This window comes from Streptomyces sp. NPDC031554 (assembly GCF_055580685.1).
The window spans coordinates 135,402-148,785 of the sequence record NZ_JBVIKX010000017.1; the positions used below are offsets into that span (position 1 = coordinate 135,402).

The window sequence follows — 13,384 nt, forward strand, 5'->3', positions numbered from 1 at the left end:
CCGCCCGCGCCCCTTCCGCCCCGCCGGGCCCGGTGAACCCCGCCTAGGCCGCGGGCTGGCGTGCCGCTCGCAGTGCCTCGGCCAGCCGCTGCGGGTCACGGGTCGACAGGTACAGGTAGGGCGTCGGGTCGGCCGGGTCGGTGACCTCCACGCGCAGCGCGGTGGGGATGTAGGCGCGCAGCAGCAGGAACGCCCGGGTGTCCGCCTTGTACGTGCGCCAGGCCCGGGCTTCCTCCGCGTCCAGCACCTCCGCCTCACCCAGGGCCGAGACCGGGATCTTCGCCTCTCCCGCGATCAGGGAGTCACCCACCACGCGGATGCGGAGCGAGCCGTACGAACTGGCCGCGACGGCGGCGACCGCGGTGCCGCCGACCAGGCCGCCGAGCAGCGGCAGGGTGCCGAACGGCAGCAGGATCAGGGCGAAGGCGACGCCCACGAGGAGCGAGAGGGCCCACCAGGAGCGGGGCGCGGTGAGGCGTTCGTCGTACGGGGTGGCGGAGAGCTGCATGAACCAAGCTTGGCACGGTGACCGGACCGTGCCCGGCCCAGGGTGGCGGCGGGTGAGGGCGGGGCGAGCGGTGCTGCCGGCCGGGTTGGCGGCGGGCGGCGGGAGGGGTGGGGGAGGCCGGGGCGTGGTGCTGCCGGTCGGGGTGGAGGCGGGCGACGGGAGGGCGGGTAAGGTCTGCGGCTGTGAGTGGTACTTCCGCAGCTCTTGAGCCTCCGGCCGACGCCGTGAAACCGGTCCGGCACCCCGACGCGCCCGCGCCCGGCGAGCTTCTCGGCGCGCACTACGAACAGTGTTTCGGCTGTGGCGGCGGGCAGTCGCACGGGCTGCACCTGGAGGCGCGGGCCGGTGAGGGAGTGACCGTCACCGCTGAGTTCACCGTGCAGCCCGCTCATCAGGGCGCGCCGGGTCTGGCGCACGGCGGGGTGCTGGCCACCGCGCTCGACGAGACGCTCGGTTCGCTGAACTGGCTGCTGCGGACGATCGCCGTGACCGGACGGCTGGAGACCGACTTCGCGCGGCCCGTCCCCGTCGGCACGACGCTGTACCTGGAGGCCGAGGTGACGGCCGTGGCCGGACGGAAGATCTACTGCACGGCCACCGGCCGTATCGGCGGCCCGGAGGGCCCCGTCGCGGTCCGCGCCGACGCGCTCTTCGTCGAGGTCCAGGTGAAGCACTTCGTCGAGCACGGCCGCCGGGAGGAGATCGACGCCGCCATGAGCGACCCGGACCAGGTCCGTCGCGGCCGCGCCTTCGAGGTGAACCCGTGAGCCGTGAGCCCGTGCCCGTGCTGATCCGGCGCGTCGATCCCGACGTACCGCTTCCGGCGTACGCGCATCCCGGTGACGCGGGGGCCGATCTGCGGACCACCGAGAGCCGTGAACTGGCGCCGGGGGAACGGGCCGTGCTGCCCACGGGGGTGTCCGTCGCGCTGCCCGAGGGGTACGCGGCCTTCGTGCATCCCCGGTCGGGGCTCGCCGCCCGATGCGGCGTCGCTCTCGTGAATGCCCCGGGGACGGTTGATGCCGGGTACCGTGGGGAGATCAAGGTGATCGTGGTGAATCTCGACCCGCGCGAGTCCGTGCGGTTCGAGCGCTTCGACCGGATTGCCCAACTGGTTGTCCAGCAGGTCGAGAAGGTCCGCTTCCAGGAGGTCGCGGAACTTCCCGACTCGGCACGGGCCGAGGGGGGCTTCGGGTCCACCGGTGGCCACGCCGCCGTGGACGGCGGAAGCGGCACAGACGGTCAAGCCGCCGTAGGCGGCGCGACGGGTGGGAATCGATACGCTTCGGTCGTATCCGACCGGGAAGGACAGTGACGTGTTCGGACGTCGCAAGAAGAAGGATGCCGCCGAGGACGCGGCCGGCGAGGCCGAGCAGGTCGTCGACAGTGTCGACACTGAGGCGGACGAGGCGGAGGGCGGGCGCGAGCGCGTGAGGCTGGAGCCCGAGCCGAGGCCCGACGGGCCCTGGGACAGCTCGGAGGTGCGCGACCCCGCCGAGGGACGCGTGGACCTGGGCGGCCTCTTCGTGCCCGGAGTCGACGGCATGGAGCTGCGGGTGGAGGTCGCGGGCGACGCGATCGTCGCGGCGACCGTCGTCCTGCGCGACAGCGCCGTCCAGCTCCAGGCCTTCGCCGCTCCCAAGCGTGAGGGCATCTGGGGCGAGGTGCGCGAGGAGATCGCCTCCGGCATCACCCAGCAGGGCGGCATCATCGACGAGGTCGAGGGCCCGCTGGGCTGGGAACTGCGGGCGCAGGTGCCGGTGCAGCTGCCGGACGGCACGAGCGGTTTCCACGTCGTGCGGTTCGTCGGGGTGGACGGTCCCCGCTGGTTCCTGCGCGGCGTGATCTCCGGGCAGGGCGCGGTGCAGCCGCAGGCCGCCGGTCTGCTGGAGCAGATCTTCCGGGACACGGTCGTGGTCCGCGGCGAGGGCCCCATGGCGCCCCGCGACCCGATCGTCCTGAAGCTGCCCGACGACGCCCAGATGGTTCCGGAGAGCGTCCAGCAGGAGGACGCGGGGTCCCGCTTCTCCGGTGGCATGGGCCAGCTGCAGCGAGGACCGGAGATCACCGAGGTCCGCTAGCGGGAGCACCGCGTCGCCGGCCGCGCGCGACGCCGTACAGAACAGGGCCGCACCCTTTCCGGGGTGCGGCCCTGTCGCGTGCGCGCACCCCGGCGTCACCGTCGCGGCGGAGGGCGGCCCGCGACGGTGTGCGGAAGCGGGGGCGTCGGGCGTGAACCGATCGGGGGGTCTCGTCCGATGTAGTGGTGAGGGGGAACGGCGAGGGAGCGAGGAGGAGGGCGGATGACCGTGTCGACCTGCGGAGAGTCCACCGCGTCAGGGTTGCGTCAAAGTGCTCCCGCGCCCTTCTCCCCGCCCCCTTTGTCCGTGTCGTCGGCCGTAGGGTCGACGCTGCGCACGCAGGAGACACCGGAAGACAATGAGGCCATGGCACGCGGGAAGCTTCGGATCTACCTCGGCGCGGCGCCGGGCGTGGGCAAGACCTACGCGATGCTGTCCGAGGCCCACCGCCGCGTGGAGCGCGGCACGGACTGCGTGGTGGCTTTCGTCGAGCACCACGACCGGCCGCGCACCGAGGTCATGCTGCACGGCCTGGAGGAGATCGCCCGCCGGCAGCTGGAGTACCGGGGCGGCGCCTTCACCGAGATGGACGTGGACGCGGTGCTCGCCCGCAACCCCCAGGTCGCCCTGGTGGACGAGCTGGCCCACACCAACGTGCCGGGTTCGCGCCACACCAAGCGCTGGCAGGACGTGGAGGAACTGCTGGCCGCGGGCATCGACGTGGTCTCCACGGTCAACATCCAGCACCTGGAGTCACTCGGCGACGTCGTGGGGGCGATCACGGGGGTGCGGCAGCAGGAGACGGTCCCGGACGAGTTCGTGCGCCGCGCCGACCAGATCGAGCTGGTCGACATGTCGCCACAGGCCCTCCGCCGCCGCATGGCGCACGGCAACATCTACTCGCCCGACAAGGTCGACGCGGCCCTGTCGAACTACTTCCGGCCGGGCAACCTCACCGCCCTGCGCGAGCTGGCCCTGCTGTGGGTCGCCGACCGGGTCGACGAGCACCTGAAGCAGTACCGCAGCGAGCACCGGGTGTCGGCGATCTGGGGCTCGCGGGAGCGGATCGTTGTGGGGCTGACCGGCGGACCGGAGGGCAGGACGCTGATCCGGCGCGCGACCCGGCTCGCGGAGAAGGGCGCCGGCGGAGAGGTGCTGGCCGTCTACATCGCCGGCAGCGACGGCCTGACCTCCGCCTCGCCCAAGGAGCTGGCGGTCCAGCGCACCCTCGTCGAGGACCTCGGCGGCACCTTCCACCACGTCGTCGGTGACGACGTCCCCGCGGCGCTGCTCGACTTCGCGCGGGGTGCCAACGCCACCCAGATCGTCCTCGGCTCCTCCCGCCGCAAGGCCTGGCAGTACGTGTTCGGACCCGGGGTCGGCGCCACCGTCGCGCGCGAGTCGGGACCCGACCTCGACGTGCACATCGTCACCCACGAGGAGGCTGCCAAGGGGCGGGGACTGCCGGTGGCTCGGGGCGCCCGGCTCGGGCGGGCCCGGATCGTCTGGGGCTGGGCGGTCGGGCTGGCCGGCCCTCCGCTGATGACGGTACTGCTCAGCACGGTCCGTCTCGGCCTCGCCAACGACATGCTGCTGTTCCTGGCGGTGACGGTGGCGGCGGCGCTGCTCGGCGGTCTGCTGCCGGCGCTGGCCTCGGCGGCGCTGGGCTCCCTGCTCCTGAACTACTTCTACACACCGCCCCTGCACCACTGGACCGTCGCCGACCCGAAGAACATCGTCGCCATCGTGATCTTCGTCGGGGTCGCGGTGTCCGTGGCGTCGGTGGTCGACCTGGCCGCCCGGCGCACCCATCAGGCGGCCAGGCTGCGGGCGGAGTCGGAGATCCTCTCCTATCTGGCGGGCAATGTGCTGCGCGGCGAGACCAGCCTGGAGGCGCTGCTCGAACGGGTCCGGGAGACCTTCGGCATGGAGTCGGCGGCCCTGCTGGAGCGCGGGGACGGCACGGCACCCTGGATCTGCGCGGGCCGGGCCGGCATGGGCCGGCCCGTGGACAGACCCGAGGACGCCGATGTGGACGTGCCCGTCGGGGACCGTCTGGCGCTGGCGCTCACCGGGCGGCTGCTGCCCGCGGAGGACCGGCGGGTGCTGGCCGCCTTCGCCGCGCAGGCGGTCGTCGTACTGGACCGGCGGCGCCTCCAGGAGGAGGCCGACCGAGCCCGCACGCTCGCCGAGGGCAACCGCATCCGTACGGCACTGCTGGCCGCCGTCAGCCACGACCTGCGCACCCCGCTGGCCGGGATCAAGGCGGCGGTGTCCAGTCTCAGGTCCGAGGACGTGACCTGGTCCGAGGAGGACCGGGCGGAGCTGCTCGCGGGCATCGAGGACGGCGCCGACCGGCTCGACCACCTGGTCGGGAACCTCCTGGACATGTCCCGCCTCCAGACCGGCACGGTCACGCCGATCATCCGGGAGACCGACCTGGACGAGGTGGTGCCGATGGCGCTCGGCGGCGTTCCGGAGGACAGCGTGGCACTGGACGTCCCGGAGACGCTGCCGATGGTCGCCGTGGACGCCGGGCTGCTGGAGCGGTCGGTCGCCAACCTGGTCGAGAACGCGGTGAAGTACAGCGCGGACGGAGTTCCCGTGCTGGTCGCCGCCAGCGTGCTCGCCGACCGGGTCGAGGTCCGGGTCGTGGACCGTGGGCCGGGCGTCCCCGACGAGGCCAAGGAGCGGATCTTCGAGCCCTTCCAGCGGTACGGCGACGCTCCGCGCGGAGCGGGGGTGGGCCTGGGCCTCGCGGTCGCGCGCGGCTTCGCCGAGGCGATGGACGGGACGCTCCACGCCGAGGACACACCGGGCGGGGGACTGACCATGGTGCTCACCGTGCGTGCGGTCGCGGACCGGGGCGCCGCCCGGCCGGGGAGGTCCGCGGACCTCGCGACCCCCACCGCCGGCCCCTCCCCGGCCCACCCCTCCCCGGCCCACCCCGCACCTGACCACCCCTCCCCGGCCCACCCCGCGCCGGCCCACCCCGCACCGACCGAAAGGCAGGCCTCATGAGTTCGACCGGGGGCACCGCGCAGAACCCCACGAGGGTGCTCGTGGTCGATGACGAACCCCAGATCGTGCGCGCCCTCGTGATCAACCTCAAGGCCCGCAAGTACGAGGTCGACGCGGCTCACGACGGGACCACCGCCCTGCGGCTCGCCGCCGCCCGCCACCCGGACGTGATCGTGCTCGACCTGGGGCTGCCCGACATGGACGGCATCGAGGTGATCAGGGGCCTGCGCGGCTGGACCCGGGTGCCGATCCTGGTGCTGTCCGCCCGGCACTCCTCGGACGAGAAGGTCGAGGCGCTCGACGCGGGCGCCGACGACTACGTCACCAAGCCCTTCGGGATGGACGAGCTGCTGGCCCGGCTGCGGGCCGCCGTCCGCCGTGCCGAACCCGCGGGCGGGGGAGAACCGGAGGCCCTGGTCGAGACCGACGGGTTCACGGTCGACCTGGGCGCCAAGAAGGTCGACCGGGAGGGCAAGGACGTACGGCTCACGCCCACCGAGTGGCATCTGCTGGAGGTGCTGGTGCGCAACACCGGCCGCCTGGTCAGCCAGAAGCAGCTGCTCCAGGAGGTGTGGGGCCCGTCGTACGGGACGGAGACGAACTACCTGCGGGTCTACATGGCGCAGCTGCGCAGGAAGCTGGAGGCCGATCCGTCGCACCCGCGGCACTTCATCACGGAGCCGGGGATGGGGTACCGCTTCGAGAAGTGAGCCACAACGGGTCCGGGCAGGGCAGGGCGGGCAGATGCGGGGCAGGGCGGGGGCGGGGCATCCGGTGCGGGGACGAGAGGAGGCGCCGGAACGCGGGTACGGGCCCGGTGGCGGCTCCCGGTACCCTTCAGATATGAGTGCTGTTCCTCGTTCCGAGAAGCCGGTGGGCCGGTTCCGGCGCATGCTCGATCGGCTCTCCTCCTCGCAGGAGGACCTGGAGTCCGAGGAGTTGCGGGAGGATGCCGAGACCGCGGGCTGTACGCGGATCGGAGACTGCGGGGACCGCCAGATAGTCACGGTTACTGGTACCTTGCGCACGGTCACCCTGCGACCGCGGGCCGGAGTTCCGGCCCTGGAGGCCGAGCTGTTCGACGGTTCCGCCGCACTGGACGTGGTGTGGCTGGGCAGACGCTCCATCGTCGGCATAGAGCCGGGGCGCAGGCTCATAGCATCGGGCCGGATCTCGATGAGCCGGGGCCGCCGGGTGCTGTTCAACCCCAAGTACGAACTGAGACCCCTTGGTAGGGAGTAGCCGGTGACGTCGCTCGACAAGCCGACCGAAGACACTCAGCAGGACGACGCCCGGGCGGTGACGGAGGCCGCGCTGTTCGAGGCGTTCGGCGGGGTGCGGGGCATGGTCGAGACGGTGGTGCCCGGCCTGCTGTTCGTCACGATCTACACGATCAACAAGAACCTGCACATGTCGGCGATCGCCGCGCTGGCGGTGTCGTTGGTCCTGGTCGTGGTCCGCCTGGCCATGAAGGACACCGTGAAGCACGCCTTCAGCGGTGTCTTCGGTGTCGCCTTCGGCGTCGTGTTCGCGATGATGACGGGCAAGGCGAAGGACTTCTACCTGCCCGGCATGCTCTACACGCTGGGGTTGTCGCTGGCGTACATCGTCTCGACCCTGTGCGGGATGCCGCTGCTCGGACTGATCCTCGGGCCGGTGTTCAAGGAGAACCTCTCCTGGCGCACCCGCAATCCCGGCCGCAAGAAGGCGTACGCGAAGGCCAGTTACGCCTGGGGGCTGATCCTCCTCGCCAAGTGCGCGATCCTCTTCCCGCTGTACTGGTGGGCCGACACCACGCAGCTGGGCTGGGTGCTGATCGCGCTGAAGATCCCGCCGTTCCTGCTGGCCGTCTGGCTGACGTGGGTCTTCCTGGCGAAGGCGCCCGCGCCGATCGACGTCTTCGCCGAGATGGAGGCCGAGGAGAAGGCGGCGGAACTGAAGACGGCGGAACTGAAGGCGGCCGGAGCGACGCAGGAGTCGGCCGAGACCGGTCCGCGGCACCGGCGGGACGGGTAGCCGGTACGGGGAGTCGGGACAAACCGTCGGGACAAACGGTCGGCACAGGTGGTTCCGGCGGGGTTTTCTCGCCCCGCGACCCCGCCCCGGCCCCTTCCCGCCCCCGCCGTCCCTTCCGCCCCCGGCCCGTCCCGTTCCCGCCGGCTGACGCCCCGGGCCCCGAGGCGGGCCGGGGCGTCCCCGAGCGGGGAGGGGAAGGGTGTCAGCCTCGGACGTCCTCGCGGCGGACCGACAGCAGGTCCTCCAGCTGTTCCTCGCGGGCCTGGGCCGCCACGAACAGGAGTTCGTCACCTGCTTCCAGGGAGTCCTCGCGGGACGGGGTCAGGACGCGGGTGCCGCGGATGATCGTGACCAGGGAGGTGTCCTCGGGCCACTCCACGTCGCCGACCTGGGTGCCGGCCAGGGCCGACTCCTCGGGCAGGGTCAGTTCGACGAGGTTGGCGTCGCCGTGGCTGAAGCGGAGCAGGCGGACCAGGTCGCCGACGCTGACCGCCTCCTCCACCAGGGCGGACATCAGGCGCGGGGTGGAGACGGCGACGTCCACGCCCCAGGACTCGTTGAAGAGCCACTCGTTCTTCGGGTTGTTCACGCGGGCGACGACGCGCGGGACGCCGTACTCCGTCTTCGCGAGCAGGGAGACGACCAGGTTGACCTTGTCGTCGCCCGTCGCGGCGATCACGACGTTGCAGCGCTGGAGGGCGGCCTCGTCGAGGGAGGTGATCTCGCAGGCGTCGGCGAGCAGCCACTCCGCCTGCGGCACGCGTTCGACCGAGATGGCGGTCGGCGCCTTGTCGACCAGCAGGACCTCGTGGCCGTTCTCCAGCAGTTCGCCGGCGATCGAGCGGCCGACTGCGCCGGCTCCGGCAATGGCGACCCTCATCAGTGACCGTCCTCCTTCGGGCCTTCGGCGAACGCGGCTTCGACCTTCTCCACGTCGTCGGCGCGCATCATCACGTGCACCAGATCGCCCTCCTGCAGAACCGTCTGCGAGGTGGGCAGAATCGCTTCGCCGAGGCGGGTGAGGAACGCCACGCGCACACCCGTCTCCTCCTGAAGCCTGCTGATCTTGTGGCCGACCCAGGTGGCGGAGGCGTGCACCTCGGCCAGCTGGACGCCGCCGGTGGGGTCACGCCACAGCGGCTCCGAACCCGAGGGAAGCAGCCGGCGCAGCATCTGGTCGGCCGTCCAGCGGACCGTGGCCACCGTCGGGATGCCCAGGCGCTGGTAGACCTCGGCGCGGCGGGGGTCGTAGATACGGGCGGCGACGTTCTCGATGCCGAACATCTCCCGGGCCACGCGGGCGGCGATGATGTTGGAGTTGTCGCCGCTGGAGACGGCGGCGAAGGCCCCGGCCTCCTCGATGCCCGCTTCGCGCAGGGTGTCCTGGTCGAAGCCGACGCCGGTGACCCGGCGGCCGCCGAACGAGGAGCCAAGACGTCGGAAGGCGGTGGGGTCCTGGTCGATCACGGCGACCGTGTGCCCCTGCTGCTCCAGGGTCTGGGCGAGAGCGGAACCCACTCTGCCGCAGCCCATGATGACGATGTGCACGACCGTCCTTCCGAGGTCAAATATCGCTGACTTGGCTGTAACAGGGTCTCAGACCGCCGACCAAGCTACACACGCGCGGTCGGCGGAGGGCACCCCCGTGCACGGTGACCGGTGTCAGCGACGGCTGATGCTCCACAGGCTGAGCAGGGTGAGGATTCCGAGGCCGACGAGGGTGCCGGCGGCGCCGATCAGTTCCGCGGTCGTGTGCATGGAACCTCCAGAGGACGGCAGGGAAGGGGAATTGTCATATAGGCATGGGGGTTGGTGCGGCCGCGGAATCCGCAGCCGCGCCGTGGCCGATTTCACCCGTGAGGCAGACGGAGGACGTCCGTGAGGCGGCCGGGGCGCGGTATCACCCGGCTGACGCCGGGGGAGGGTGGGCGGTCCCCAGTTCGAAGGCCTACGATGCTCAGTTGTGTCCAAACTGACCGACGTGCCCAAACGGATTCTGATCGGGCGCGCACTGCGCAGTGATCGGCTCGGAGAAACGCTCCTGCCGAAGCGCATCGCCCTGCCCGTCTTCGCTTCCGACCCGCTGTCCTCCGTGGCCTACGCGCCCGGGGAGGTCCTGCTGGTCCTGTCCATCGCGGGCGTGTCGGCCTACCACCTCAGCCCCTGGATCGCGGTCGCGGTCGTCGTGCTGATGTTCACGGTGGTCGCCTCCTACCGGCAGAACGTCCACGCCTACCCGAGCGGCGGCGGCGACTACGAGGTGGCCAACACCAACCTCGGCGCCAGGGCCGGTCTGACCGTCGCGAGCGCCCTGCTCGTCGACTACGTCCTGACCGTCGCCGTGTCCATCACCTCGGGCATCGAGAACCTCGGCTCCGCGATCCCGTTCGTCGTCGAGCACAAGGTGGCCTGCGCGGTCGCCGTCGTGGTGCTGCTGACGCTGATGAACCTGCGCGGCGTCAAGGAGTCCGGCAAGCTCTTCGCCATCCCGACGTACGTGTTCGTCGCGGGCGTCTTCATCATGATCGCGTGGGGCGCGTTCCGGGGACTGGTCCTGGACGACACCATGCGCGCGCCCACCGCCGACTACACGATCAAGCCCGAGCACCAGGGCCTCGCCGGCTTCGCCCTGTTCTTCCTGATGCTGCGGGCGTTCTCCTCCGGGTGCGCGGCGCTCACCGGCGTGGAGGCGATCTCCAACGGCGTGCCCGCCTTCCGCAAGCCCAAGTCGAGGAACGCGGCGACCACCCTCACCGCGATGGGCCTGCTGGCCGTCACGATGTTCTGCGGGATCATCGTGCTGGCCCTGGTCACCGACGTCCGCATGGCCGAGCACCCGGCAGCCGACCTGCTGGACAACGGCGTCGCGGTCGGTGCCGGCTACGTCCAGAACCCGGTGATCACCCAGGTCGCCGAGGCCGTCTTCGGCAAGGGCAGCTTCCTCTTCGTCGTGCTCGCGGCGGCGACCGCGCTGGTGCTGTTCCTGGCGGCCAACACCGCCTACAACGGTTTCCCGGTGCTCGGCTCGATCCTCGCCCAGGACCGCTATCTGCCCCGTCAGCTGCACACCCGCGGCGACCGCCTGGCGTTCTCCAACGGCATCGTCCTCCTCGCGGGCGCGGCGACCTTCCTGATCGTCCTGTACGGCGCCGACTCCACGCGGCTGATCCAGCTGTACATCGTCGGGGTGTTCGTGTCCTTCACGCTCAGCCAGACCGGCATGGTCCGGCACTGGAACCGCCACCTGGCGACCGAGACCGACCCGGCCAAGCGCCGCCACATGATCCACTCCCGGGCGATCAACACCTTCGGCGCCTTCTTCACCGGCCTCGTCCTGGTGGTCGTCCTCGTCACGAAGTTCACCCACGGCGCCTGGGTCGCCCTGCTCGGCATGGTGATCTTCTACGGAACGATGACCGCGATCCGCCGCCACTACGACCGCGTGTCCGACGAACTCGCCGCGCCCGAGGGACCCAGCGACGACAGCGTCCGCCCCTCTCGCGTGCACTCGGTGCTGCTGATCTCCAAGATCCACCGGCCGGCGCTGCGCGCCCTGGCCTACGCCAAGCTGATGCGCTCCGACACCCTGGAGGCGCTCACCGTCAACGTCGACCCGGCCGAGACGAAGGCGCTGCGCGCGGAGTGGGAGCGGCGCGGCATCGACGTACCGCTGAAGGTGCTCGACTCGCCCTACCGCGAGATCACGCGGCCGGTCATCGAGTACGTCAAGAGCCTGCGCCGGGAGTCGCCGCGGGACGCCGTGTCGGTGATCATCCCCGAGTACGTGGTCGGTCACTGGTACGAGCACCTGCTGCACAACCAGAGCGCGCTCCGGCTCAAGGGCCGGCTGCTGTTCACGCCCGGCGTGATGGTGACCTCGGTGCCCTACCAGCTCCAGTCCTCCGAGGTGGCCAAGAAGCGGGCCCGCAGGCGGCAGGAGTGGAACGCCCCCGGTTCCGTGCGGCGCGGCCCGGTCCACGTGGGGCGCGCGAAGGAGGCCTCGGGCACGGGTCCCGCCGACTCCCCGGGGAAGCCGGACGGGGGCTCCACGGGCCCATAGGCCTGACCTGCGCATGGTGAGCGGCCGGACGACAGCCACGTAGACTGGTGGGCTGTTGTCCGGCCGTACCTCGTTCGACGTAGTGGAGTCACCCCGCCATGCAGGCAGAAACGAAGAAGTCGCAGGCGGACCCGCAGGCGAGGTCGCTGGTCGGCGAGGAGTACGAGGTCGAGGTCGGCCCCGTCGCGCACGGCGGGCACTGCATCGCCCGTACCGACGCGGGACAGGTGCTGTTCGTCCGGCACACGCTCCCCGGCGAGCGGGTGGTGGCCCGGGTCACCGAGGGCGAGGAGGGTGCCCGGTTCCTGCGCGCGGACGCGGTGCGGGTGCTGGAGGCGTCCAAGGACCGCGTCGAGGCCCCCTGCCCGTACGCCGGCCCCGGCCGCTGCGGTGGCTGCGACTGGCAGCACGCCAAGCCGGGCGCCCAGCGCCGCCTCAAGGGCGAGGTGATCGCCGAGCAGCTGAAGCGGCTCGCGGGCCTCACGCCCGAGGAGGCCGGCTGGGACGGCACCGTGATGCCCGCCGAGGGCGACAAGCTGCCCGCCGGCCAGGTGCCGCAGTGGCGGACGCGCGTGCAGTACGCGGTCGACGCCGACGGCAACGCCGGACTGCGGCGCCACCGCTCCCACGAGGTCGAGCCCGTCGAGCACTGCATGATCGCGGCGCCCGGCGTCAGCGAGCTGGGCATCGAGAACCGCGACTGGTCCGGAATGGCGTCCGTCGACGCCATCGCCGCGACCGGCTCCCAGGACCGCATGGTCATCCTCGAACCCCGGCCCGGCGCCCGCCTCCCGCTCGTCGAGCTCGACCGGCCCGTCTCCGTCATGCGCGTCGAGGAGCACGACGGCGGCATCCACCGCGTCCACGGCCGCGCGTTCGTGCGCGAGCGGGCCGACGGCCGGACCCACCGGGTCGGCAGCGGCGGCTTCTGGCAGGTCCACCCGCAGGCCGCCGACACCCTCGTCAAGGCGGTCATGCAGGGTCTGCTGCCGCGCAAGGGCGACATGGCGCTCGACCTGTACTGCGGCGTCGGCCTCTTCGCGGGCGCCCTCGCCGACCGCATCGGCGACAAGGGCGCGGTCCTCGGTATCGAGTCCGGCAAGCGTGCCGTCGAGGACGCCCGGCACAACCTCGCCGGCTTCGACCGCGTGCGGATCGAGCAGGGCAAGGTGGAGAGCGTGCTCCCGCGGACGGGCATCAGCGAGGTCGACCTCATCGTCCTCGACCCGCCGCGCGCCGGCGCCGGACGCACCACGGTCCGGCACCTGTCCGCCCTGGGCGCGCGGAAGATCGCCTACGTGGCCTGCGACCCGGCCGCGCTGGCGCGCGACCTGGCGTACTTCCGGGACGGGGGGTACCGGGTACGGACCCTGCGGGCGTTCGACCTGTTCCCGATGACGCATCACGTGGAGTGCGTGGCGATTCTGGAGCCTGTCGCGAAGGGCGTCTGACCTGCGGTTGCGCGGCCCGGGTGGGTCGCTCGGCCTGTTTTCCTCCGTACAGCGGGTCAGGCAGGCTCACTGCTTGTTCACACTCGCCTGACCTGCGGTTACAGGGTGCGGTGGGGTTCGTGCGAATGATGTCGGCGACGTGCGTTCGTCATTGTTGACGCTCGAATGACGCTCGTTCGTCAGACTGAAGCAGGGCCGCGTGGCTCGGCCGGCGATGGGCGAGTGGGGCCGGCAGGTCGCCCTCGTT

Annotated in this window: 12 protein-coding genes; 9 read left to right on the forward strand and 3 right to left on the reverse strand. The window is 71.7% G+C overall.

Annotated elements, in window-relative coordinates:
* Positions 1-43: 43 nt before the first annotated feature.
* The gene (locus ACZ5FU_RS32205) at positions 44-508 is read right to left on the reverse strand and encodes a DUF3093 domain-containing protein (protein ID WP_469047623.1); all 465 of its coding nucleotides are present in this window, start codon (positions 506-508) and stop codon (positions 44-46) included.
* Positions 509-690: 182 nt separating this feature from the next.
* On the opposite strand from ACZ5FU_RS32205, the gene ACZ5FU_RS32210 reads away from it, so the two are divergent.
* From ACZ5FU_RS32210 to ACZ5FU_RS32240, 7 genes are all read left to right on the forward strand, one after another.
* Positions 691-1,275, forward strand: coding sequence for a PaaI family thioesterase (locus tag ACZ5FU_RS32210; RefSeq protein ID WP_451527183.1), 585 nt, complete (start codon positions 691-693; stop codon positions 1,273-1,275).
* A complete protein-coding gene (dut, locus tag ACZ5FU_RS32215; protein ID WP_451527184.1) occupies positions 1,272-1,823 on the forward strand; it encodes a dUTP diphosphatase in 552 nt (183 codons plus the stop codon). Before ACZ5FU_RS32210 ends, dut begins: the two co-directional genes overlap by 4 nt.
* Before the next feature lies 1 nt (position 1,824).
* The gene (locus tag ACZ5FU_RS32220) at positions 1,825-2,589 is read left to right on the forward strand and encodes a DUF3710 domain-containing protein (protein ID WP_451527185.1); all 765 of its coding nucleotides are present in this window, start codon (positions 1,825-1,827) and stop codon (positions 2,587-2,589) included.
* 366 nt (positions 2,590-2,955) lie between these two features.
* Positions 2,956-5,610 carry a DUF4118 domain-containing protein gene (locus tag ACZ5FU_RS32225; RefSeq protein WP_451527186.1) on the forward strand — a complete coding sequence of 885 codons (2,655 nt, stop codon included), beginning with the start codon at positions 2,956-2,958 and terminating at the stop codon, positions 5,608-5,610.
* Positions 5,607-6,320 carry a response regulator gene (locus ACZ5FU_RS32230; RefSeq protein WP_451527187.1) on the forward strand — a complete coding sequence of 238 codons (714 nt, stop codon included), beginning with the start codon at positions 5,607-5,609 and terminating at the stop codon, positions 6,318-6,320. Before ACZ5FU_RS32225 ends, ACZ5FU_RS32230 begins: the two co-directional genes overlap by 4 nt.
* A 133-nt stretch (positions 6,321-6,453) precedes the next feature.
* On the forward strand, positions 6,454-6,852 hold the full coding sequence (locus ACZ5FU_RS32235) for an OB-fold nucleic acid binding domain-containing protein (protein ID WP_451527188.1): 399 nt from the start codon (positions 6,454-6,456) through the stop codon (positions 6,850-6,852).
* 3 nt (positions 6,853-6,855) lie between these two features.
* Positions 6,856-7,626, forward strand: a complete 771-nt coding sequence (locus ACZ5FU_RS32240; protein ID WP_451527189.1) for a DUF3159 domain-containing protein — start codon at positions 6,856-6,858, stop codon at positions 7,624-7,626.
* 202 nt (positions 7,627-7,828) lie between these two features.
* Here ACZ5FU_RS32240 and ACZ5FU_RS32245 read toward each other — a convergent pair whose 3' ends face one another.
* Together ACZ5FU_RS32245 and ACZ5FU_RS32250 are read right to left on the reverse strand one after the other, a co-directional pair.
* On the reverse strand, positions 7,829-8,506 hold the full coding sequence (locus tag ACZ5FU_RS32245) for a potassium channel family protein (protein WP_451527190.1): 678 nt from the start codon (positions 8,504-8,506) through the stop codon (positions 7,829-7,831).
* Positions 8,506-9,174 (reverse strand): potassium channel family protein, encoded by a 669-nt coding sequence (locus ACZ5FU_RS32250; protein WP_469047626.1) that lies wholly within the window; start codon positions 9,172-9,174, stop codon positions 8,506-8,508. The genes ACZ5FU_RS32245 and ACZ5FU_RS32250 overlap by 1 nt, the downstream gene beginning before the upstream one ends.
* Before the next feature lie 415 nt (positions 9,175-9,589).
* Between ACZ5FU_RS32250 and ACZ5FU_RS32255 the strand changes: the two genes are divergently transcribed.
* Together ACZ5FU_RS32255 and ACZ5FU_RS32260 are read left to right on the forward strand one after the other, a co-directional pair.
* Positions 9,590-11,686, forward strand: coding sequence for an APC family permease (locus ACZ5FU_RS32255; protein ID WP_469047627.1), 2,097 nt, complete (start codon positions 9,590-9,592; stop codon positions 11,684-11,686).
* 98 nt (positions 11,687-11,784) lie between these two features.
* On the forward strand, positions 11,785-13,137 hold the full coding sequence (locus tag ACZ5FU_RS32260; RefSeq protein WP_451527193.1) for a class I SAM-dependent RNA methyltransferase: 1,353 nt from the start codon (positions 11,785-11,787) through the stop codon (positions 13,135-13,137).
* The last annotated feature ends 247 nt before the right edge of the window (positions 13,138-13,384 follow it).

What these genes read in the sequence shown, in the direction of transcription:
- ACZ5FU_RS32205 (WP_469047623.1), bottom strand. Translation starts at nt 508, where the DNA reads ATGCAGCTCTCCGCCACCCCGTACGACGAACGCCTCACCGCGCCCCGC.
- ACZ5FU_RS32225 (WP_451527186.1), top strand. Translation starts at nt 2,956, where the DNA reads ATGGCACGCGGGAAGCTTCGGATCTACCTCGGCGCGGCGCCGGGCGTG.
- ACZ5FU_RS32230 (WP_451527187.1), top strand. Translation starts at nt 5,607, where the DNA reads ATGAGTTCGACCGGGGGCACCGCGCAGAACCCCACGAGGGTGCTCGTG.
- ACZ5FU_RS32235 (WP_451527188.1), top strand. Translation starts at nt 6,454, where the DNA reads ATGAGTGCTGTTCCTCGTTCCGAGAAGCCGGTGGGCCGGTTCCGGCGC.
- ACZ5FU_RS32245 (WP_451527190.1), bottom strand. Translation starts at nt 8,506, where the DNA reads ATGAGGGTCGCCATTGCCGGAGCCGGCGCAGTCGGCCGCTCGATCGCC.
- ACZ5FU_RS32260 (WP_451527193.1), top strand. Translation starts at nt 11,785, where the DNA reads ATGCAGGCAGAAACGAAGAAGTCGCAGGCGGACCCGCAGGCGAGGTCG.